The organism is Oceanicola sp. S124 (assembly GCF_000220565.1).
GTDB lineage: Bacteria > Pseudomonadota > Alphaproteobacteria > Rhodobacterales > Rhodobacteraceae > Pseudooceanicola.
This window is the reverse complement of sequence record NZ_AFPM01000230.1, coordinates 18,346-38,669: the sequence shown is the minus strand read 5'-3', so window position 1 is coordinate 38,669 and position 20,324 is coordinate 18,346. Positions and strand designations below refer to the sequence as shown.

The 20,324-nt window shown below is 65.5% G+C and carries 20 protein-coding genes, 1 tRNA gene and 1 pseudogene; 11 read left to right on the top strand and 11 right to left on the bottom strand.

Annotated features, from left to right (window positions below):
* The first annotated feature begins 2 nt into the window (after positions 1-2).
* The 3 genes from OS124_RS0115905 to OS124_RS0115895 all read left to right on the top strand — a co-directional run bounded on the left by OS124_RS0115905 (position 3) and on the right by OS124_RS0115895 (position 3,019).
* Entirely contained in the window at positions 3-1,127 is a 1,125-nt protein-coding gene (locus OS124_RS0115905) for a C4-dicarboxylate TRAP transporter substrate-binding protein (protein WP_010140777.1), read from the top strand.
* 72 nt (positions 1,128-1,199) lie between these two features.
* A complete protein-coding gene (locus OS124_RS0115900) occupies positions 1,200-1,718 on the top strand; it encodes a TRAP transporter small permease (protein ID WP_010140776.1) in 519 nt (172 codons plus the stop codon).
* On the top strand, positions 1,715-3,019 hold the full coding sequence (locus OS124_RS0115895) for a TRAP transporter large permease (RefSeq protein ID WP_010140775.1): 1,305 nt from the start codon (positions 1,715-1,717) through the stop codon (positions 3,017-3,019). The genes OS124_RS0115900 and OS124_RS0115895 overlap by 4 nt, the downstream gene beginning before the upstream one ends.
* Positions 3,020-3,081: 62 nt before the next feature.
* Here OS124_RS0115895 and OS124_RS0115890 read toward each other — a convergent pair whose 3' ends face one another.
* On the bottom strand, positions 3,082-3,582 hold the full coding sequence (locus OS124_RS0115890; protein WP_138919566.1) for a MarR family winged helix-turn-helix transcriptional regulator: 501 nt from the start codon (positions 3,580-3,582) through the stop codon (positions 3,082-3,084).
* 201 nt (positions 3,583-3,783) lie between these two features.
* On the opposite strand from OS124_RS0115890, the gene OS124_RS0115885 reads away from it, so the two are divergent.
* A tRNA-Gly gene (locus OS124_RS0115885) sits at positions 3,784-3,857 on the top strand.
* Positions 3,858-4,614: 757 nt separating this feature from the next.
* Here OS124_RS0115885 and OS124_RS0115880 read toward each other — a convergent pair.
* Entirely contained in the window at positions 4,615-5,010 is a 396-nt protein-coding gene (locus OS124_RS0115880; protein WP_010140773.1) for a hypothetical protein, read from the bottom strand.
* Positions 5,011-5,235: 225 nt separating this feature from the next.
* On the opposite strand from OS124_RS0115880, the gene OS124_RS0115875 reads away from it, so the two are divergent.
* The gene (locus tag OS124_RS0115875; RefSeq protein WP_010140769.1) at positions 5,236-6,231 is read left to right on the top strand and encodes an IS481 family transposase; all 996 of its coding nucleotides are present in this window, start codon (positions 5,236-5,238) and stop codon (positions 6,229-6,231) included.
* A gap of 136 nt (positions 6,232-6,367) precedes the next feature.
* Positions 6,368-6,511, top strand: a pseudogene (locus OS124_RS26635) (transposase); the annotation flags it as partial.
* Positions 6,512-6,520: 9 nt separating this feature from the next.
* Here OS124_RS26635 and OS124_RS0115870 read toward each other — a convergent pair.
* The 5 genes from OS124_RS0115870 to OS124_RS0115855 form a co-directional block, all read right to left on the bottom strand.
* Complete coding sequence (locus OS124_RS0115870) at positions 6,521-7,471, bottom strand: FecCD family ABC transporter permease (RefSeq protein ID WP_443189685.1); 951 nt, start codon at positions 7,469-7,471, stop codon at positions 6,521-6,523.
* Between the two features lie 86 nt (positions 7,472-7,557).
* Positions 7,558-7,653: a hypothetical protein gene (locus OS124_RS28080; RefSeq protein ID WP_010140767.1), complete on the bottom strand. Its 96-nt coding sequence runs from the start codon at positions 7,651-7,653 to the stop codon at positions 7,558-7,560.
* A complete protein-coding gene (locus OS124_RS24930) occupies positions 7,614-8,573 on the bottom strand; it encodes a FecCD family ABC transporter permease (protein WP_010140766.1) in 960 nt (319 codons plus the stop codon). Before OS124_RS24930 ends, OS124_RS28080 begins: the two co-directional genes overlap by 40 nt.
* On the bottom strand, positions 8,570-9,517 hold the full coding sequence (gene fepB / locus OS124_RS0115860; protein ID WP_010140765.1) for a Fe2+-enterobactin ABC transporter substrate-binding protein: 948 nt from the start codon (positions 9,515-9,517) through the stop codon (positions 8,570-8,572). Before fepB ends, OS124_RS24930 begins: the two co-directional genes overlap by 4 nt.
* A gap of 16 nt (positions 9,518-9,533) precedes the next feature.
* Positions 9,534-10,397 (bottom strand): siderophore-interacting protein, encoded by an 864-nt coding sequence (locus OS124_RS0115855; protein WP_010140764.1) that lies wholly within the window; start codon positions 10,395-10,397, stop codon positions 9,534-9,536.
* Between the two features lie 184 nt (positions 10,398-10,581).
* On the opposite strand from OS124_RS0115855, the gene OS124_RS0115850 reads away from it, so the two are divergent.
* The gene (locus tag OS124_RS0115850; protein WP_010140761.1) at positions 10,582-11,370 is read left to right on the top strand and encodes an ABC transporter ATP-binding protein; all 789 of its coding nucleotides are present in this window, start codon (positions 10,582-10,584) and stop codon (positions 11,368-11,370) included.
* A gap of 29 nt (positions 11,371-11,399) precedes the next feature.
* Here the strand turns inward: OS124_RS0115850 and OS124_RS0115845 are convergent, their stop codons facing one another.
* Positions 11,400-12,194, bottom strand: coding sequence for an IclR family transcriptional regulator (locus OS124_RS0115845; protein WP_010140759.1), 795 nt, complete (start codon positions 12,192-12,194; stop codon positions 11,400-11,402).
* Positions 12,195-12,375: 181 nt separating this feature from the next.
* Here OS124_RS0115845 and OS124_RS0115840 point away from each other — a divergent pair, with 181 nt between their 5' ends.
* Positions 12,376-14,454, top strand: a complete 2,079-nt coding sequence (locus OS124_RS0115840; RefSeq protein ID WP_010140758.1) for a TonB-dependent receptor — start codon at positions 12,376-12,378, stop codon at positions 14,452-14,454.
* A 75-nt stretch (positions 14,455-14,529) separates the two neighbouring features.
* Entirely contained in the window at positions 14,530-15,837 is a 1,308-nt protein-coding gene (locus OS124_RS0115835; RefSeq protein WP_010140757.1) for an NtaA/DmoA family FMN-dependent monooxygenase, read from the top strand.
* 628 nt (positions 15,838-16,465) lie between these two features.
* On the opposite strand, the gene OS124_RS0115830 is transcribed toward OS124_RS0115835, so the two are convergent.
* Positions 16,466-16,846, bottom strand: a complete 381-nt coding sequence (locus OS124_RS0115830) for a MerR family transcriptional regulator (RefSeq protein WP_010140756.1) — start codon at positions 16,844-16,846, stop codon at positions 16,466-16,468.
* 78 nt (positions 16,847-16,924) lie between these two features.
* Between OS124_RS0115830 and OS124_RS0115825 the strand changes: the two genes are divergently transcribed.
* Both OS124_RS0115825 and OS124_RS0115820 read left to right on the top strand, forming a co-directional pair.
* Positions 16,925-17,716 (top strand): MauE/DoxX family redox-associated membrane protein, encoded by a 792-nt coding sequence (locus tag OS124_RS0115825; protein WP_010140755.1) that lies wholly within the window; start codon positions 16,925-16,927, stop codon positions 17,714-17,716.
* A 243-nt stretch (positions 17,717-17,959) separates the two neighbouring features.
* Positions 17,960-18,643, top strand: coding sequence for a GntR family transcriptional regulator (locus tag OS124_RS0115820; RefSeq protein WP_010140754.1), 684 nt, complete (start codon positions 17,960-17,962; stop codon positions 18,641-18,643).
* Between the two features lie 2 nt (positions 18,644-18,645).
* Here OS124_RS0115820 and OS124_RS0115815 read toward each other — a convergent pair whose 3' ends face one another.
* Positions 18,646-19,089: a type II 3-dehydroquinate dehydratase gene (locus tag OS124_RS0115815; RefSeq protein WP_010140753.1), complete on the bottom strand. Its 444-nt coding sequence runs from the start codon at positions 19,087-19,089 to the stop codon at positions 18,646-18,648.
* 112 nt (positions 19,090-19,201) lie between these two features.
* Positions 19,202-20,185 (bottom strand): sialic acid TRAP transporter substrate-binding protein SiaP, encoded by a 984-nt coding sequence (locus OS124_RS0115810; protein ID WP_029375491.1) that lies wholly within the window; start codon positions 20,183-20,185, stop codon positions 19,202-19,204.
* Between the last annotated feature and the right edge of the window lie 139 nt (positions 20,186-20,324).

Here is a 20,324-nt window from a genome sequence, read left to right as displayed (position 1 = left end):
AAATGGGAGCTTTCAGCAAGACACTGATGGTGGCCGCGGCTTTCGGGCTGGGTCTGACGGCAGCCGCTGACGCGCGGGACCTGCGCATCGCTTCGGGGGCGCCGCCCGCGCACCCGTCGAACGGCTATCTCTACAAGCCCTTTGCCGAATACCTGGCAGAGGAAACCAACGGCGAACTGACCACCATCGAGCTTGGAACCGAGGTGGTGGGTCTGGGCCAGATGAAGGACGCCCTGCAAACCGGGCTGGTGGATGTCGGCAACCTGCTGCCGCTCTACTTCCCGGCCGAGCTGCCGAACTTCGCCCTGGCGGGTGAACTGGCGCTTTCGGGCCGCGATGCCCATGCCATGGGCGCAGCGCTGACCGAATACACCGTGACCTGCGACACCTGCCAGAAAGAGCTGTCGGACTTCGGTATGGTCTACCTGGGCTCGGGCTCGTCCGACCAGTATGCGCTGCTGACCAAGACGCCGGTCTCGACCCAGGCCGATGTCGAGGGCCTGCGCCTGCGCTCGGGCGGCGCCCCCTACTCCCGCTGGGCCGAGCACTTCGGCGCGACTCCGGTATCGGTGTCGGTGCTGGAGACCTTCGAGGCGATGTCCCAGGGCACCATCGACGGCTCCATGGCCTCGATCGGCGACCTGCTGGCCTTCCGGCTGGTCGAACTGGTGAAGAACGTGACCGTGCTGCCGCTCGGCACCTACTTCGCCACCTCGAACCTGACCACCGCCGCGCCGACCTGGGCCTCGCTCAGCCCCGAGCAGCGTGAGGCCATGGCGCGGGCCGCCAACCGTGCCAATGCCGACATGACCCAACGCTGGGGGTACGACTTCCCGCAGATCGCCGAGAAGGCGGCCCTGGAAGCCGGCATCACCATCGCCGAGGCCGACCCGGCCTTCGTGCAGGCCGCGGCCGATTTCGCCAAGGCCGACCAGGAGGCCGCCGCGGCCATCTCGGCCGAGCGCTACGGCATGGAGGACGCCCCCGAACGGATCGCCGAGTTCAACCGCCTGATCGCGAAGTGGGAAGCCATTTCCGAAGAGGTCGGCCATGATCGCGACGCCATCGTCGAACGGGTCTGGGACGAAGTCTGGAGCAAGGTCGACTTCGCCACTTACGGCATGTGACCTGCCCTGCCCGCGGCCAGGCACCCCCTGGCCGCGGGTTCCCCTTCCGACCCCCTCACATCGGATACTGCCATGAAAAGCTTGGAAAAGGCCGCCGACCGCCTGTCGCAGGGCCTCGCCCTCATCGGGTCGATCGGGCTGCTGGCGATGCTGGTGCATGTCACGCTGGACGTGGCGCTGCGCAACTTCGCCGATACGCCGATCCCCGCCACCAACGAGATCGTCTCGCGCTACTACATGGTGCTGATCGTCTTCCTGCCCCTGGCCTGGGTCGAACGCCAGCGCACCATGATCACCGTCGAGGTGATGGAGATGCTGCTGACCCCCACGGGGCGCCGTATCTCGGATGGGGCGGTCGCCCTGCTGGCCACCGTGATCTATGCCGCCATCGGCTGGGTCACCTGGGCGGTGGCGCTGAAGAACCTCTCCATCGGCACCTTCGTGGACGTGCTGGGGCACAAGGTCGCGGTCTGGCCCAGCTATTTCCTTCCCACCCTGGGCTTCTTCCTGGCCGCTGCCATGACCGCCCTGCGTCTTGTCATCATCATCGCGGGCCCCTCGGCCCCTGCCCAGGAAGGCGCTGAAACATGAGTGTTGAAACCGGCTTCTACGGCATCGCCGCGCTTCTGGTGCTGCTGATCCTGCGGGTGCCCGTGGCGCTGGCGATGATCGCGGTCAGCTTCGGCGGCATCGTCTCGCTTCTGGGCACGACGCCTGCTGTCGGCATCCTGCAGAACACGCCCTACGACTTTGCCGCCAAGTGGACGATGTCCGCGGTGCCGATGTTCCTGCTGATGGGCTTCGTGGCCTACCATTCCAACCTGACCTCGGGGCTGTTCACCGCCGCCAAGGTGGCCTTGAGGAGGATCCCCGGCGCGCTGGCCATCGCCTCGATCTTCACCTGTTCGGGGTTCGCGGCGGTCTGTGGCAGTTCGATTGCCACCGCCGCCTCGATGGGCCGCATCGCCATCCCCGAGATGGTCAAGGCGGGCTACTCGCCCTCCATCGCCGCCGGATCCATCGCGGCCGGCGGCACCATCGGCGCGCTGATCCCGCCCTCGATCATCATGATCATCTACGGGGTCTTTGCCGAAACCTCGATCACCCAGGTCTTCATGGGCGGCGTCACCATAGGCATCATGACCGCGATCTCCTACGCCGTGGTGATCCTGATCGGCGCCTGGCTGCGCCCCGACCTGATCCCGCGCCAGCCCATCGAGGAAGACACCCCTCCGCTCGGGCGGGCGCTGATCGACACCTGGCCGGTGCTGGCGCTGATCGCGCTGGTCTTCGGCGGTCTCTTCTCGGGCCTGTTCAGCGCCACCGAGGCGGGCGCGGTCGGCGCCGCGGGCGCGGTTCTGTGCGCCATGGCGGTCGGTCGGCTGAACTGGACCGTGCTGCGCACCTCGCTGCTGGAGACCCTTCAGACCACCGCCTCGCTGCTGATCATCGGCATCGGCGCGGCGATGTTCACCCGCTTCCTCGGGATCACCGGCCTGTCGAACTTCATCGCCGCCCAGGTCAGCGGAGCCGACCTTTCCTACTATCACCTGATGCTGATCGTCGTGGTGATCTACTTCCTGCTGGGCATGGTGATGGAGCCCTTCGGCGCCATGCTGGTCACCCTGCCGATCTTCATCCCGATCCTGAACGCGGAAGGGATCAGCCTGGTCTGGTTCGGCGTGCTGGTGGTGAAGCTGCTGGAAATCGGCATGGTGACCCCGCCCGTAGGCCTGAACGTCTTCGTCATCCGCAATGTCGCCTCCGAGCATGTCACCACCATGCAGGTCTTCAAGGGCGTCGGCCCCTTCCTGCTGTCCGACCTCGTGGTCACGGCGCTGGTGGTGATATTCCCGGGAGTGGTGCTCTACCTGCCGCAGCTGATGCAATAGCGCGGCTGCGCCCCCCGAAACCTCCTGTCGAGGGCGGCCGACGACCGGCCGCCCTTGGCGTTTCAGCCTTCCAGGTTGCCCAGAAAGCGGCGCATGACGTCAAGAAAGGCCAGTCTTTCCTCTTCGGACACGCCCTGAAGCATCCGCGTCTCGGTCTCGAGAGCGACCACCAGCAGATCCTCGAACAGCACCTGCCCCCTGTCAGACAACCGCCACTCGCGCCGCCGCATGTCGCCCGTGGGTGCCTCGTGGTCCAGGTAGCCCCGTTCCGCCAGCAGGTGCAGCGAACGGCTGATTGCGGACTTGTCCATGCGCAGCAACTCGCAGATCTGTGATGCGGCGATCCCCGGCTGGGCCGACAGCACCGCCACCACGCGCCATTCCACCACCCCCATGGCGAACCTGTCCTTGAAGACGCCGGCGATCTGCCGCGTCCAGGCCAGCGACACGGCATTCAACAGGAATGGCGCATATTCATCCAGGTCCAACGCTGGCACGCGCCCTTCGGGTTTCTCCCTGGTGGCGTCCAGCACTGCGGCCGAGCCCCCTTGTCCCTCGCTCATACGGCTGCCCTCCTCCGGCTCCGGTTGGCTTTCTCTGCGCGACAGAATGTCACGAAATCCGCCGAGATGACCAGACCGTGAACAGGCAAAAAGGCGTCCCCGCCTGAGGTTGCACGGTTTAGACACCTCTTGTCGGCCGCGCAGGCGAAAGGGGCCTTGACCCCTCCCCGGAGGATGCTCTAGTCATCGGGTCCAGCCCGAGCGGGCGTTGTGTAATGGTAAGACCCTTGCCTTCCAAGCAAGAGATACGGGTTCGATTCCCGTCGCCCGCTCCATTCCCAATCACAAGATCATTATATTTCTGCCTCTTAAGGGCGAAAGTGTCCCATGTAGGATTGGCACATGGGACACATCGGCCGCTGACCATTCGCGAGATGGACGCGACCGACGGTCCGAACCTTCGCTTCACAACGTGAAATCTGAGCCAAACCCTCGGATCGAGGACGTCAGATAGCCTATCCCCGTCTCCTCCTAAGCTCCGGTTCTGCACCATCGATCCTGCGGACATCCACGCCTGCCGCAGGGTAGTGGCCAGCATAGGCAGGCAGGGCGGAGAGCCGCCGTGCGCTGCGCCCTGAACGAACATCAGAGAAGCGCAGGAAGCGGACAAGCCAAACAGACTGTCTCCAGCCGCACCTTCCGGCGTTTTCGGCCCGGAGCTGCCGTTGAGCGAGTCGAGCCAAGCCGCAGCGCAGCATCGCCGAACCGGCCCTAAGCCGACCTTCGCCAGGTCTGGCCTCGCTGCGGTGCAGCTTCCCTAGAGCGATCATTCGCGGCATCGTGCAGCATGGCGGTGCAGGCGCAGATCACCAACGCGGAGCAAGCTGACATCCGCCATACCCGAGGCCATAACGGCTTCGGGGCTGTCTCTGGCCAAATAAGTCCTTGCGCTCAAGCTTTTGATGCAAACATTCGTAAAACCCGCTCACGACGAAGCGACCAGCCATCTTGGCCGTAAGTGCTCGATTGCGACCGCCTACTAGAGAGCGGCGTGATGGCCTAACCCGCTGCCGATGAAGAAGAGCTTGGTCATCAGGCGGCGCTCGGCTGTGGCGGCAGGCAGAGGCTTGCTTCGATCTTGGCTAGAGAGGCGTCGACCTTGGCGATGAAGTCGTTAACCGGCCCGCCGCGCAGGATCTCATGTGCAGGGGCGACGACGAGTTCTCGTACGCGCTTGGTGCTGGTCAGAAAATCGAGGGGCACAGCGTAGAACCAGCTCTTGTCCTCGTTGTCCTCTGGGCGCCAGAAGCGCTGTTCGGCGACGCAATATTCTGTCTGCCCCGCCTCGTTGACGGCGTCCGTTGTGAATTCCCATGCATCCTGGATCTCGTTGCCGATCGAATACCCGACTATGACCTTTGACCGCTTGCCGTATACCCAATCGGCCTCCGTGCCTTCGTCCGCGGTTAGCTGGATGGCGATAGTCACGAATCCTCAGGTTTTGCTGTTTGCGCGCGTGTTCCTCCGGTGGCGGAAATAGGTGTTCCAAACAGGCTGGATGAAATCCGATACAGATTCGTCTTCGTCGAACGCTTCGATTTTCAGGTCAGCGTCGCTGCATTCGATCTGCCAGAAGGCGTCATACAACTTATTTAGGTGTTTGATCCCACGGTTTGATGGTGTGATCCTTTCGAAGGAATGGAAGGATGCCCTATGGGACAGGTTCGTCACGGAAGCGCCACGACCACGCACGCCGTCAGAGCAGCAATACAGCAATCGCAAGCTTCGCTCGCGACGCTGAGCCGGGAGTTGGGGATCAACCCAAAGACGGTTGCGAAGTGGCGTAAACGGCAGACGGTCGATGATCTCAAGACCGGCCCAAAGGAGCCACGTTCGACGGTCCTCACGGAGGCTGAGGAGGCGGCCATCGTCGCGTTTCGGCGCCACACGCTGCTGCCGCTTGATGACTGCCTATATGCCCTTCAGCCGTCCATCCCGCACCTGACACGCTCGGCGCTGCACCGCTGTCTACAGCGGCATGGTATCTCACGCTTGCCTGACGTCGAGGGCGACAAACCGAGGCGGTCGAAGTTCAAAAGCTACCCGATCGGCTTCTTCCACATAGACATTGCCGAAGTGCAGACTGCTGAAGGAAAGCTCTTCCTGTTCGTTGGCATCGACCGCACGAGCAAGTTTGCGGTGACCCAGCTCGTCGAGAAAGCAGACAGGAAGACGGCCTGGGAGTTCCTGCAACACATGCTCGAAGCCGTGCCATATCAGGTTCACACTGTCCTCACCGACAATGGCATTCAGTTCGCTGAGCAGCCTCGGAACCGGAACACTGCTTATTCTCGGCCCATGCGTTTCGACATGATCTGTGAGGGCGAGCCTTTGTCCGCCATTGGTCCGAGGACAATGGCGAGCGGGATTGAGCACCGGCTGACCAAACCCAACCATCCCTGGACCAACGGACAGGTCGAACGGATGAACCGCACGATCAAGGAGGCCACCGTCAAACGCTTCCACTACGAAAGCCATGATCAGCTGCAAACGCACCTCTCGGACTTCATGGCAGCATACAACTTCGCGCGCCGGCTCAAGACCCTCAACGGGCTCACACCCTACGAATACATCTGCAAGATCTGGACATCAGAGCCGGACAGATTCATCTTGCATCCGATCCACCAGATGCCGGGACTGAACACCTAGTTGTCCGCTGCATAGAAACTGACATGGATCCGGCATTCTATCTTCGTTCTGTTCGAGGATGAGAGGGGCCCTGACCTGCTCCCCTAAAAAGTCCGCCCATTGAAGTTAGTCTGTTCTCCACATGAGGAGACAGACGATGCGGAAGAGCCGTCTCGGCAAAGAGCAGATCATTGGCGTCCTGAAGGAGCACCAAGCCGGAATAGGCGCCAGGGAGCTCTGCCGGCAGCACGGGACAAGCTATGGCATGTTCTACAAGTGGCGCTCGAAGAATGGCGGCCTGGCTGCACCTCTAGCGCAGGCCATCGCGGCGGGTCAGCACCAGCAGCAGGTAGGCACCGCCGAGGCTGCCGGTGACCAGCCCGATCGGCATCACCAGGCCAAAGCTGGCCGCCTGGCTGATCAGATCCGCCGCCAGCATCAGAACCGCCCCACACAGCGCCCCGGTTACCATCGGCACGTCCGAGGAACGGGACAGCGCCCGGGCGATCTGCGGCGTGGCCAGGGCGATGAAGGCGATCGGTCCCGCCGCAGCCGTGGCCAGCGACGTCAGGCCGACGGCGGTGACGACCGTCATGATGCGGGTCGATGCCACAGGCAGGCCCAGCTGGCGCGCCATGTCCTGACCCATTTCCAGCACCGCGAGGCGGCGCGACAGGGCGACCAGCACCGGCCCGAAGAGCATGAGGCCGGTGCCCGCGATCCAGACATGGCCCCAGTTGCGGGCATTCAACGAGCCCGCCAGCCACAGCTGCGCCGACATTACCCGGTCCAGCGCGCCCTTGGCCAGGAGCAGGGTGTTCAGCCCGGTCAGTACCGCGCCGACACCGATCCCGATCAGAACTAGACGGTAACCGCCGCCCGCCCCGCCCCGGCCCGACAGGACCAGTACGGCCAGCGCCGTCAGCATCCCGGTTGCCACTGCGGCCGCGGCGGTGTCGAAGGCCCCGGGGGTGCCGAAGACCAGCAAGGCGATGGCCCCGGTCGCGGCCCCGGTGGTGAAGCCGATCACATCGGGCGAGCCGAGCGCGTTGCGCGAGATCGACTGGAACGCCGCCCCCGCCATGCCAAGCGTCGCACCGACGCAAGCGGCGGTCAGCAGGCGCGGCAGACGCACGTATTGCAGGATGCGGTTGGCGACCGGGTCCTCGCCGCTGCCCGACAGGGCCGACAGGACTTGCGTCGGGGACAACTGCATTGTCCCGGTGCCCAGCAAGAGCAGCGCCAGACCGAGCGCCAGCACCAACGCGCTCAGTCCCACCGCCAGGGCGCGCGGGCGCCACAGTAAGCTGACGCGACCGACGCGCAGCAGGCGTTGCCCCCCCGGCGTCACAGCTGCACCAGGCGGTAGCGCCGCACCACATGCACGAAGAATGGCCCGCCGATCAGCGCCGCCACGATCCCGGCGGCCACCTCGCCCGGCATGGCCACGACCCGGCCCAGGATGTCGGCGGCCAGCAGCATGATGCCCCCATCAGGGCCGAAAGCGGCAGCACGCTGCGGTTCGCGGGCCCGGCCAGCATTCGCGCCACGTGAGGCGAGATCAGCCCGACAAAGGCGATGGGTCCGGCGGTGGCCGTGGCGGCGCCCGCCAGCAGCATCACCGCCAGGCAGGCCAGCGCCCAGATCCGGCGCGGGTCCAGCCCCAGGGTACGGCCCAGGTCCTGGCCAAGCGCCAGGGCATCCAGCGCGGGCGCCACGATCACGCTGGCCACAGCTCCTGCCAGCAGCGCCAGCGCCATGACGCCCGCCGCCCCGTAGCCGCGCCCGTCCAGCGTTCCGGTCTGCCAGTTGCGCAGCATGTCGAGGACCCGCAGGTCCGAATTGAGCATCAACAGGCTGGTCAGTGTGCCCAGCAGGATGGTCAGCCCGGCCCCGGCCAGGATCAGTCGAACCGGGTCGGTGCCACTGTCATGGGCGCGGCCCAGCACGAAAACGGCGACACCCGCGAGGCCGGCACCGAGGAAGCCGAACCAGACATAGCCCGCAACGGAGGTCAGCCCGAAAGCCATGGTGCCCAGCACTACCGCCAGCGCGGCGCCCGCGTTCACCCCCAGAAGCCCGGGCTCCGCCAACGGGTTGCGCGTCAGCGATTGCATCAGGGCGCCCGCAAGGCCGAGCGCCGCACCGGCACTGACTGCCAGCAGGTCGCGCGGCAGCCGCAGCGCCCGGACGATCACGTGCAGATCACTGCCCGGGTCAAAGGCCACCAGAGCGCGCCAGACCTCGGCGGGCGGGATGGGGCGTGACCCGATGGCGAGACCCAGCACGAAGAGAAGGGTCAGCACCGCAAGCCCTGCCAGCACCCCCGTCCTGACCCGCTGCAGGCGCCCTGCCCCGGTCATTCGGCGAACTGCGCCGCGATCCTGTCGACCATCGCCCGCCCGGAATAGTAGTCCATGCGGAAGGATGTGGCCCCCAGCGGGTAGACCCGACCGGCCCTCACTGCCGGCAGATTGGCCAGCACCGGATCGTCCAGCACCGCCTGCACGTCCTCCGGCTCTGCCGCCAGAAGGAAGATCGTGTCGCCGCTGATCGCAGCCGAGAGATTCTCATGCGAGACGAAGTCGAACTCGCGCGAGGCCTGCACCAGACCCTGTGACGCCTGCGGCACGCCGGTCACCTTGAACCCCATCTCGGCCAGGACGCGGGCCTGGGCGCCCTCCGGCTTGCTCACGCCGTAGGAGCCGTAGAAGTTGTAGGAAATGATGCTGACGCTGCCCTCGGGGTGGGGGATGGCACGCCCCGCCGCCCGGGCATGCTCCGCGAAGGCCTGGGTGACGGCCCGGGCTTCGGCCTCTTGCCCGGTGGCGCGACCCAGGGTCTGTGCCAGCGCCTCCCAGGGGTTGATGCCGTAATTCAGCACCAGCACCGGGAAGCCCATGGCCTCCAGTTCGGGCACGAACTCGACCGCGCTGTCGCCGCCGGTCTGCGAGACGACGATCAGATCGGGATTGGCCAGGATCACCGCCTCGATGTCGAAGCTGAGGTCGGGGTACAGCATCTCGACCCCGCGCGCATGGGCCACGTCGGCCCACTGGCGAAAGAAGCCGTCATCGTCGGACAACTGGCTGCGGGTGGCCGCAGCGGTGGCGATCAGCGGCGCCTCGATGGCCAAAAGGGTGCCGGTCAGGCTGGGGGAGGTCGACACGATCCGCTCGGGCGGCGCGGGCAAGGTCAGCGTGCCGTTGGCGTGCTCGATCCGGCGCGGCCAGCCCTCCTCGGCCAGGGTCAGCGCGGGCAGCAGGGCAAGGGCAAGGGCAAGGGCGGCGAAAGTCTGTCTGAACATGCGTCTGTCTTCCGGTTCAGATGTCGAGGTCGGCGTCGCTGAGGTTGTCCAGCCCCGCGCCACGCGCCTTCAGCGCCTCATAGGCGGCCAGGCGGTGGCGGTCGATTTCGGAACTGCTCATCCCCCGCTTCCAGTAGCCCATGATCTGCTGGCCCTCGCGGCCAATGCCCTTGTCAGCGCAGACCGCGCGGATCTCGCGCATATCGCGGCGCTCTCCCGCGGCCCAGACCGTCCAGTTGCCATCGGTGATCGCCGCGCGGGCGGCAGCGGCCAGGGCACCGGTGGTGCCGGCGGGCGCCTCGGGGGCGCGCGGCAGGTGGTGCAGGGTCACGCCCCTGGGCCGGGGCAGCTCATCGAAGGCCGCGCGGTCGGCGGTCTCGATCCAGGCTTCGGCGGTTTCTCCCTCGGGCCAGGCATCAAGGATCGAAAGTACCGCGGGAATGGCGGTTTCATCGGCCAGAATCGCGACCTTCCTGCCCGCGTCGAAGGCGGGCGAGAAATGCGGGCGCGGCCCGATCATCTGTGCCGTGGTGCCGGGGCGAGCGGCGCGCAGCCAGAGCATCGCCGGGCTGTCGTCCTCGTGCAGCACAAAATCGATCTCGGCCTCGCAGGTCTCGGGATCGAAGCGGCGGATGGTGTAAATGCGAGAGATCGGACGATGCCCCTCGATTTCCGCCACTTCCAGCCGGACGGCGACATTCGGCACGCTCCAGGCGGCGGGGTCCTCGGTGTGAATGCGGACCGTCACACGGGCCACTGTCGGGAACGGGTGATCGATCTTCAGCACGGTCAGCTGCACCCGGGCCATGTCGCCCATGTGATCCTTGCCCGCCAGCGCATTGGTCCGGTCTTCGACAACTTCGTTTCGCAAATCTGGCATGGCGGCCTTTCTTCCGGGCGTGAAGGGGCCCGGTTCGCGTGTAGGAGTGGTGATGATGGCTGGCTGCCGCAAAGCGAGACGCGTGGCGTTGCTCAACGTGGCTGCAACCATATTGCAGAGCGCATTCCGCAATGCAATACGGGTGCCGACCGGCAGAGAGGCCGGAACGCCACCGGAGACGGAGATGACGGATCGCCTGAGTGCCGAAGACCTGACGCTGCGCTACGAGGCGCGGGTGATCTCGGAAGGTCTGTCTCTGTCCATTCCCGATGGCGGGTTCAGCGTGATCGTTGGTCCCAATGCCTGCGGAAAGTCGACCCTGCTGCGCGCCCTGTCACGCCTGCTGCCACCAGAAGCCGGGCAGGTCATCCTAGACGGCAAGGCAATCAGCGAACTGCCCTCGCGCGAGGTCGCGCGGCGTCTGGGCATGTTGCCGCAATCGCCCGTGGCGCCCGACGGCATCACCGTTTCGGACCTGGTGGCGCGCGGACGCTTCCCGCATCAAAGCTTTCTGCGCCAGTGGTCTCCGGAGGACGAGCGCGCCACCCGCGACGCCCTGGCGCTGACCGGCACGCTGGATCTGGCAGAGCGCCGCATTGCGGAGCTGTCGGGCGGGCAGCGCCAGCGGGTCTGGATAGCCATGGCACTGGCCCAGGAAACGCCCATCCTGTTGCTGGACGAACCCACGACCTTCCTCGACATCGCGCATCAGATCGAGGTGCTGGAGCTCTTGTCGCGGCTCAACCGGCAGGGGCGCACGGTGGTGGCGGTGTTGCACGAGCTGAACCTGGCGATCCGCTACGCCAGCCACCTGATCGCCATGCGCGACGGCGCCGTGGTGGCCCGGGGCGCGCCCGAAGAGGTCGTCACCGAGGCGCTGATCCAAGAGGTCTTTACCCTGCCCGCCCGCGTCATGACCGACCCCGAAACCGGACGCCCGATGATCATTCCGCGCCGGCCGACCGCAGGCTGATCGACCCCGGTCAGCCCAGTCAGGCCTGCCTATCCTAGCCAGGCCTGACCGCCCGTGGCGCGGTTCACCAGCCGGGCCACGTCTTGCAGCACCAGCCGGTCATCAGCGGTGCGCAGGCGGCCAAGGTCGGTCGTCGTGGTCACGACACAGGCCAGCTGCCCCTGGGCATCCAGGATCGGCGCGGCCTGGCCGGTCACCTGCGACAGAAGATGGTTGGTCAACTCGGCCCAGCCCGCGTTGCGGATGCGGTCGATCTCGGCCTTGGAGGGGGGCTGGCCGCGGAAATGATCTGGCTGCTGCCGCCGTGCGGCCTCGACCCGGGCCGCTGTCAGGTAGCCCTGAAACACAAGACCGCAGGCCGTGTTGTCCAGCGGCAGGACATCCCCGAGGCCAAGCGGCGTGATCGAGAACTCGGCGCTGCGATACCAGCGCACCAGCGTCGGGCCGCGCTCGGTCCAGATCGCCACACCGCCGCTCATCGGATGGGTTTCAGCCAGGATCTTCATCTGGGCCCCGGCCAGCTCGACCTCTTCCACCCGCCGCAGCGCCGCGATGCCGAGGCTCAGCGCCTCCGCGCCCAGCTCGTAGCGGCTGCTGACGGGATCCTGTCGCACCAGACCCTCCTTCACCAGCGACTGCATGTAGCGATGCGCCGTCGACCGCCCCGTCTCGGCGCCGCGTGCAAGTTCGTTCAACGGCATCGCAATGTTCGAGCTGGCCAGCAGACGCAGGAACCGTGCGGCCATGCTGATCGACTGGATAGTACTGGACCGTCGCGACTCCGTCGCGTCCTCGGCAGAGTGATCGGCGCAGGCCTCTTGCATGGCTGGTTCCCTCCCGGCTGGCTGTCAGGTTGTGACCTTAATCAGACAGCCGGCCTCGGGTAAAGGTTTTCCGCCGCGAGGCGGTTTGACATACGGGATGCGTCATGCAATGCGAAACACATCATCGCGCCAGCCGGACCCCTCCACGCCAGCCGTTCCATGCAAGGACCCGGGGGTCACAATGAACAACACCAATCGCGCCCGGCTCGCGCGCCATGCGAGCTTTCTGTCCCTGACCATCGCCCTCGCCGCCGGCAGCGCCCAGGCCCAGACCGGGCCGTCGATCACGCTGGCGCCGATCACCGTCACCGGTGAAAAGGTCGATCGCGACATGATGGACACCGCCTCCTCCGTCGCCGTGCTGTCGGGCGAAGAGATCGAGGCCAAGGCGGGCAAGTCCGACGTGGCCTCCGCCATCGCGGGCACGCCTAACGTGATCTACACCGACAGCGTCAGCACGCCGATCATTCGCGGCCAGAACTCCGAGGGGCCGCATACCGGGGCGAACGCCTTCTTCGGCGGCACGGTGCCCCGGGCCACCGTCAACCTTGATGGTCACTACCTCGACTATAACGAGCTCTACTTCGGCGCGACCTCGGCCTGGGACGTGGACAGCGTCGAGGTATTTCGCGGCCCGCAGACCACCTCGCAGGGGGCCAATGCCATCGGTGGGGCAATCATCGTCAACACCAACGATCCGACCTTCGAACGGGAAGGCGCCTACCGGCTTGAGTTTGGCAACTACAATCACCGTCGCGCCTCTCTGATGTGGAACACGCCCCTCGGCAGTGATTTCGCCGCCCGCGTCACGCTGGATTACAGCGCGCGGGACACCTTCATCGACTACGTCGAGCCCAGCTTCATCCAGAACGAGATTGGCGAGGACTTCGAGACCCTGAACGGCCGGGTGAAGCTGCTGTGGCAACCCTCGGAACTGCCCGGGCTGGAAATGCTGCTGACCTACAGCAACACCGACACCACCCGCCCCAGTGCCGAAGGCGCCTCGCCGCCCTACGACGACCTCGACACGATCACCACCATGATGCCCGGCTGGCACCAGCTGACCGATACGCTGGTCTGGGACACCACCTATGACTTCGCCAACGGCCTCACCCTGACGAACCAGATGCAGGGCTCGACGCAGACGATCCACCGCCGCACCGGCGCGGCGGGTCGGGGCGACGCCGACATCAGCCGCGACAGCTGGAGCAATGAGACCAAGCTGACCTTCGGCCAGACCGGCGACCTGGTCAGCGGCGTCGCGGGCCTCTACTACGCCGATGTCACCCAGGATGACTGGTTGGACCAGGGCGGCATCTCAACCTTCGACGACGACAAGAAAAACCTTGGCCTTTACGGCGAGATCAGCTGGCGCTTGGCTGACCGCTGGACCCTGACCGGCGGGCTGCGCTACCAGCGCGACGAGGTCAGCCGCAGCGGCGAGGTCTCGCCGCTTTTCGCCAACAGCGACCTGGACTATTCCGAAACCTTCGAAGAGCTGCTGCCCAAGCTGACCCTGGCCTATGAGGTCAGCCCCGAGCTGACCATCGGCGGCCTGATCTCCAAGGGCTACAACCCGGGCGGCGTCTCTCTCGATTTTACCGGGTCGAACGACTGGACGGAATATGATGCCGAAACCGTCTGGAACTACGAGCTCTTCGCCCGCGCCAACCTGATGGATGGCCGCCTCCAGCTCAACGGCAACCTGTTCTACATGGACTACCGCGATGCGCAGAACTCGATCACCCAGGTTGTCGGCGGCGTTGCGAATATCCACACCATCAACGCCGACGAGGCGGAAGCCTACGGCCTGGAAATCTCAGCCACCTACCAGCCGAACGAAGATCTGCGTCTGAACGCCGGGCTGGGCCTGCTGCACACCGAGGTGACGAAGTTCGTCGCCGCCCCGGACTATACCGGCAACGCCTTTGCCCGCGCGCCGGGCAGCATGATCAGCCTGGGGGTCGACTGGCAGGCGACCGAGGCCCTGACGATCGGCGGCCAGGTCCGCTACGTCGGGGGCTACGAGTCCGACATCGGCAATACCGACAGTTACGAGATCGACAGCTACAGCCTGGTCGACCTCAACGCCAGCTATGCGCTGTCGGGCGGGCTTGAGCTCTACGGCTACGTCAACAACCTGTTCGACGAACGCGCGCCCGTGCTGAAACAGGCCGCCCGGGGCAGCGCCGCGGCCTTCACCCAGGCCAGCATGACCGCCCCGCGGATGATCGGCCTGGGCCTGCGCGGTCAGTTCTGAGCGACGCCCGGACGAACGGAAACCGGGCCGGCCTGTCAGGGGCCGGCCCTTCGCGATCAGCAAGGACAGCCCCCGATGAAACTGCGTGACACCCTGTGCATTGGCATGTCCCTGGCCCCGACCTGGCTGCGCGATGAAGGCTGGCGGCGGCCCGGCAGCGGGATCGAGGGGTTGTTCTCGGCCGAGTTCGCCCTCGACATCGCGCGCCGGTCCGAGGCCGCGCATCTTGACTTCGTCTTCCGCCCGGACACCCACAGCCTGCCGGTGCCGGTGATGGAAACCTCCTTCGGCTTTGCCAGCCTGGATTCGGTGCTGATGATGGCGGCACTGGTGCAAGGCACCTCGCGGATCGGGCTGGTGCCGACGATTTCGACCACCTTCGCCCACCCCTACCCGACCGCGCGGCAGCTGATGTCGCTGCATTGGATGAGCCAGGGCCGCGCCGGGTGCAACATCGTCACCGCCTTGCAGGGGCAACAGAACTTCGGCCTGACCGAGATGCCCAGCTCGGCGGACCGCTATGCACGGGCCGGCGAATTCGTCACGGCGATGCAGGCCCTGTGGCAAAGTTTTCCGTCCGAGGCCCTGCGCATCGACCGCGCGACGGGACAGTTCGCAGATACCGCCCTGATCCGCCCCGCCGACCACCACGGCGCTGCCTTCGACATAGAAGGTCCGCTGAACATTCCCGCCTTTCCCGGCCCCCACATCCCGATGATGCAGGCCGGGGCCTCGGCGGGCGGGATTGCCCTGGCCGGGCAGATGGCGGAAATGGTCTTTGCCCAGACCCTGACCCGGCAAGACGCCCTCGCCGCCCGTCAGGCCCTGTCGCGGGCGGCCAAGACCGCCGGGCGGGCGCCCCGGGACGTCCGCCTGCTCCCCGGGCTCAGCCTTTACCTGGCCGACAGCCGCGCCGAGGCGCGCGATCTCTTCGAGGCCAATCATGCCCGGGTCGACCGCCCCGCCCGGCTGGCCCGGCTTCGCGAGGCAACGGGCCTGGACCTGACCGCCTGGCCTGGAGATCGACCAGTGCGCTGCGCCGATCTGCCCGCTGTGCCGCCCCCCTCGCGCTTCCCCACCTACGGCGCTCTACTGCGCGAGCTGATTGCGCAGGAAGAGCTGACGGTGGACCGCCTGCTGGCGCGGCCCGAATTGCTGGCCTCAGTCCACTGGCAGATCATCGGAACGGTCGAGGATGCATTCCAGACCATCTCCCACTGGTTCGAGACCGGGGCGATCGACGGCTTCGTGGCGGTGCCCGGCGGCGCCCCCCGTTCGATGCATCTGACACTTGAGCAGCTGGTGCCGCGCCTGGCCGAAGCGGGCCTGTTCCGAAAGCGCTATACGAACAGCACCCTGACCGGGCATCTCGCAGAGGGCTAGGACAAGCAATGCGCCCCGAGCACTTGGGGTCCGTCCTGACGAGCGCGAGGCAGAGCGCAAGCTGAATTCTCAAGTGTCAGGACTTAAAAGACCAAGTTAACAGGCAAGATTGAGCGTGGGTCATCGATCGACCCGGCGGCGTCACAAGACCCTGCCAGCTTAACTACGCGCTCCACCACCGAGCGCCAACAAACACATCTGGTCCGAAATCATGCGACCACCTCTGCCGGCCTCGACCGCACCGCAGCCCCCGATGGGCACGGCATGGGCCACCGCGACACCGGCGGCGCGGCCCCCGGGGCACTGCGCATAAGTCGGGCCCGGTCTCAGCCTGTCACGGGGGATCGAGATCACGCGGTCCCCGGGGCCGTTCGGCGAGCTCGTACTGAGAGACTTCGCCACGGGCATGGGGCAGAGAGGGAACGCCAGCCTGTGTGCGACGTATCCCGCCGCCCGTGCGTGTTGTCGCGAGGGTCTTCGGGCTTCCCCGTTTGACCTCAGTTGCGTCGAGACGGGTCGCAAGCGCCCTCGGCCCGACCGACCGCCCCTCCGCAAAGTGCACGTCACGGGAACCGCCCCGTGCGACCACCCCGTGCCCGGGCGATCTCAGGGAGGCGATGGCCGCCGGTCACACCTCGAACGCGGCGAGGATCGGACAGGCCTCTGACTTGCCTTCCGCACATTGCTCTGCCAGCCGTTGCAGGCTGAGCCGGGCCCGCTGCAGCTCTGCGATCTGCTCATCCAGCTTGACCATCCGCCTTTGCGCCATCTGATGTGCCCGGTGCCGGTCGTGCCCCGAATCCAGGGCCAGCAGTTCGCGGATCTCTTCCAGGGTGAACCCGGCCTGCTGGGCCTTGCGAATGAAGCGTAGGCGGCGCACATCCTCCTCTCCGTAGCGACGGATGCCCCCGTCGCGCGGCGGCGTCCCCAGCAAGTCCCGGCGCTGGTAGAAACGGACGGTCTCGACGCCGACGCCGCCCGCTTCGGCAAGTTTTCCGATGGTCAGCATCTTTCCCCCTTGATCCCGTACTATGGTACGGCACTTACATACGGTCCGACCGCTCCAAATCAAGGATGAGAATGAGACATGAAAATGTCAGACACCGCAGGCGCCACGAAGACGGCGCACCTTTACCGGATGATGATGCCGGACCACACCTGCCCCTATGGCCTCAAGGCCATGGACCTGCTGAAGCGGTCGGGTTATGCGATCGAGGATCACCACCTCGCCTCGCGCGCGGCCGTCGACGCCTTCAAGGCTGATCAGGGGGTCGCCACCACGCCCCAGATCTTCATCGGGGACAGGCGCATCGGCGGCTACGACGACCTGCGCCGCTTCCTCGGCAAATCGGTGGCCGATCCCAAGGCCACGAGCTACCGCCCCGTCATCGCGCTGTTCGCCATGACCTTCTTCATGGCGCTGGCGGCCAGCCAGGCCGTCTACGGCACGCCCTTCACGATCCGTGCCGGGGAATGGTTCATCGCCTTCAGCATGGCGGTGCTGGCGCTGCTCAAGCTGCAGAACGTCGAGAGCTTCGCCACGATGTTCCTGAACTACGACCTGCTTGCGAAACGCTGGGTGCCCTATTCCTACATCTATCCCTTCGCGGAAGGGCTCGCGGGCATCCTTATGATCGCCGGAGCGCTGACATGGCTGTCGGTCCCGGTCGCGCTGGTCATCGGCTCCATCGGCGCGGTCTCGGTGTTCAAGGCGGTCTATGTCGACCGTCGCCAGCTCAAATGCGCCTGCGTGGGCGGATCGAGCAACGTGCCGCTCGGCTTCCTGTCGCTGACCGAGAACCTGATGATGATCGCCATGGCGGTCTGGATGGCGCTTGGCGCCTTCGGCCTGCTGCCGGGCTGGATGCCGGGGATGTAACCCCGCCGCCCCCCGCTCGCGGGGCCTGACCTGTCCGATCGCCGGCACGGACCGGCTGCAGGCAACCGGGAGAAGCGGCGGATTGCGCCATCGCTGCTCCCGGTCCAGGCGTCCGGCGCCTTCCAGTCCGGGCATACGCGTTCCTGCCGAAAGACGACACGTGACCGGATCATAGGACGGACTCCCTTCTTTCTGCGCCTGCTTTCGATTATAGGATGAAGCCGTGCAGCCTGTGAGGAACAGATGAACGCAAAGAGCTTCGTGGCAGAGAAGGATGGCGAATCCGTCGGCGATTCCGTCCTGCGTCGTTTGCGCTTCGACATCATCCGGGGCGCGCTGCTCCCCGAGACGCGCCTGCGCCTGGAACCGCTGCGGGCGACCTATGGTGTCAGCGTCACCACCCTTCGCGAGATCCTCAGCCGGCTGGTGGTCGAGGGCTTCGTGGTGGCAGAGGGGCAGCGCGGGTTCGAGGTCGCCCCGGTGAACGAAGCAAACCTGCGGGACATTTGCGAGCTGCGTCTGCTGCTGGAGTGCCACGCGCTGCAACGCTCGATGACACTTGGGTCACTTGACTGGGAAGCGCATGTCGTCTCTGCCCATCACAAGCTTCAGTCCGTCGAGGGGCGACTGATGTCCGGCGACCCGACATCGGTCGAACAATGGGTCCAGTTCGACTGGGACTTTCATCATTCGACGGTTTCGGCCTGCGATATGCCGGCGCTGATGAACACCCATTCGAACGTCTTCGACCTCTACCTGCGCTATCACATGCTGGCGCTCAATTTCCGCGGCAAGCCGGCAGCGGACGAGCACCTGAGATTGCGGGACCTCGTCGTCGCCCGCAAGACTGAGGCCGCGATCGCCTTGCTGACCTCGCATGTCCGTGCCGGGATGGAACACATCTTGGCATCGGGCAAGTTCACCTGACTTCAGTCCCTCCCGTCCTCGAGCATCTCGCGCAGGATGCGGATCGCATGGGCATAGCCACGGGCGCCCGTGCCCGCCATGACGGCGGTGGCCACCGGAGAGACCAGCGACTGGTGGTACATCTTCTCGCGCTTGTGGACGTTGGAGATGTGGAACTCGATCATCGGGTGGGGGTACATCTTCAGCGCGTCCATGACCGCCATCGAATAGAAGGTGAAGGCCGCCGGGTTGATCAGCAGCGCCGCCGAGCCGTCGATGGCTTCATGGATCCAATCGATCAGTTGCGATTCCGAATTGGTCTGGCGGAACACGATCCCCCGGGGGCCTGCCGCCTCTTCGCATAGCCTTTCGACTTCGGCCAGCGTCGTCTTCCCGTAGATTTCGGGTTCGCGTTTGCCCAGTCGGTTCAGGTTCGGACCGTTGAGGACATGGATTGGCTTGGACATGGTCTTCTCTTCTTCACGCCGGTGAAAAGCGGCGCGCAACGGGTCCCGGCGGGGGCGCGGGACGGGTTCAAACGAGGGTGCCCACCCGGTCGCAGCCGGATGGGCGGAACAGTCAGAGCGCGTTGATGCGCTCCAGCATGCCGTCCGGCCAGTCCTTGGACAGCTCGGACTTCAGGTACATGTCCTGCGCGTACTTGCGGAAGGCTTCGACGTCCGGAGTCGAGATCCTGATGCCCTCGCTCTCGAAGAAGGCCCCAAGTTGGGCTTCCTGGTCGAGGTGCTGCGCGGTGCTCCAGGCGATAGCCTTGTCGGCGGCGGCCTGGAAGGCCTCCTGCTGCTCGGGCGTCATCGAGTCCCAGAGGTCTTGCGAGATCACCAGAAGATCGAAGGCCACAAGGTGCGACGTGCGGATGATCTGGTCGGTCACCTCGTAGAACTTCATGTTCTCGACGTTGGGATAGGGATTGTCCTGGCCGTCGATCGCTCCGGTCTGAAGCCCGGTGTAGACTTCGGAATAGGCCATCGGCGTCGGGTTCGCGCCAAGCGCGGATCCAAGGAACTGCCAGGCGTCGCCTCCGGGCATGCGCAGCTTGATCCCGGCCATGTCCTCGGGCGTGTTCACGACCCTGTCGCCACGGATGTTGACCTGACGCGTGCCGAAATAGGTCGGCCCAAGGATATGGATCCCCAGCTGCTCTTCGGCCATCCCCTTCATTTCAGCCCCGACTTCGCTGTCGAAGAAGGTCTTCAGATGTTCGGCGTCCCGGAACAGGTAGGCCGAGGTCAGGATCGAGAACGCCGGGATCTGCTTGGCGATATCCTGCGGGGCCACGTTGCCCATGCTCAGGTTGCCACGCTGGATCGCGGTGATCTCGGTGCCCTGATTGAACAGCGTGGCACCGAAGTAGAGTTGCAGGTCCGCGATATCCGAAACCGCTTCCTTGAACTCCTCCATCATTTCAGCCCGGATGTCCTGCTGCGAGAACACGGCAGAGAAGGTCCATTCAGGTTTGTCCTGAGCGCTTGCGGGGACCGAGACGCCGAGCAGAAGCGCGGCGCCGGCAATCGAACTGAGCAAAGTTCTACGTTGGATCATGTCGTTTCCTCCCTTTTGACCATACGAAATAAGATTCGTATGATAATCCTGATAACGTAGTACGCATGAGAAAAGCGCGCAATTGGTTTGCGAGGCGGCTCCGGCCGCGTGAAACGCCCCTCGCCCCTTACATGGATGC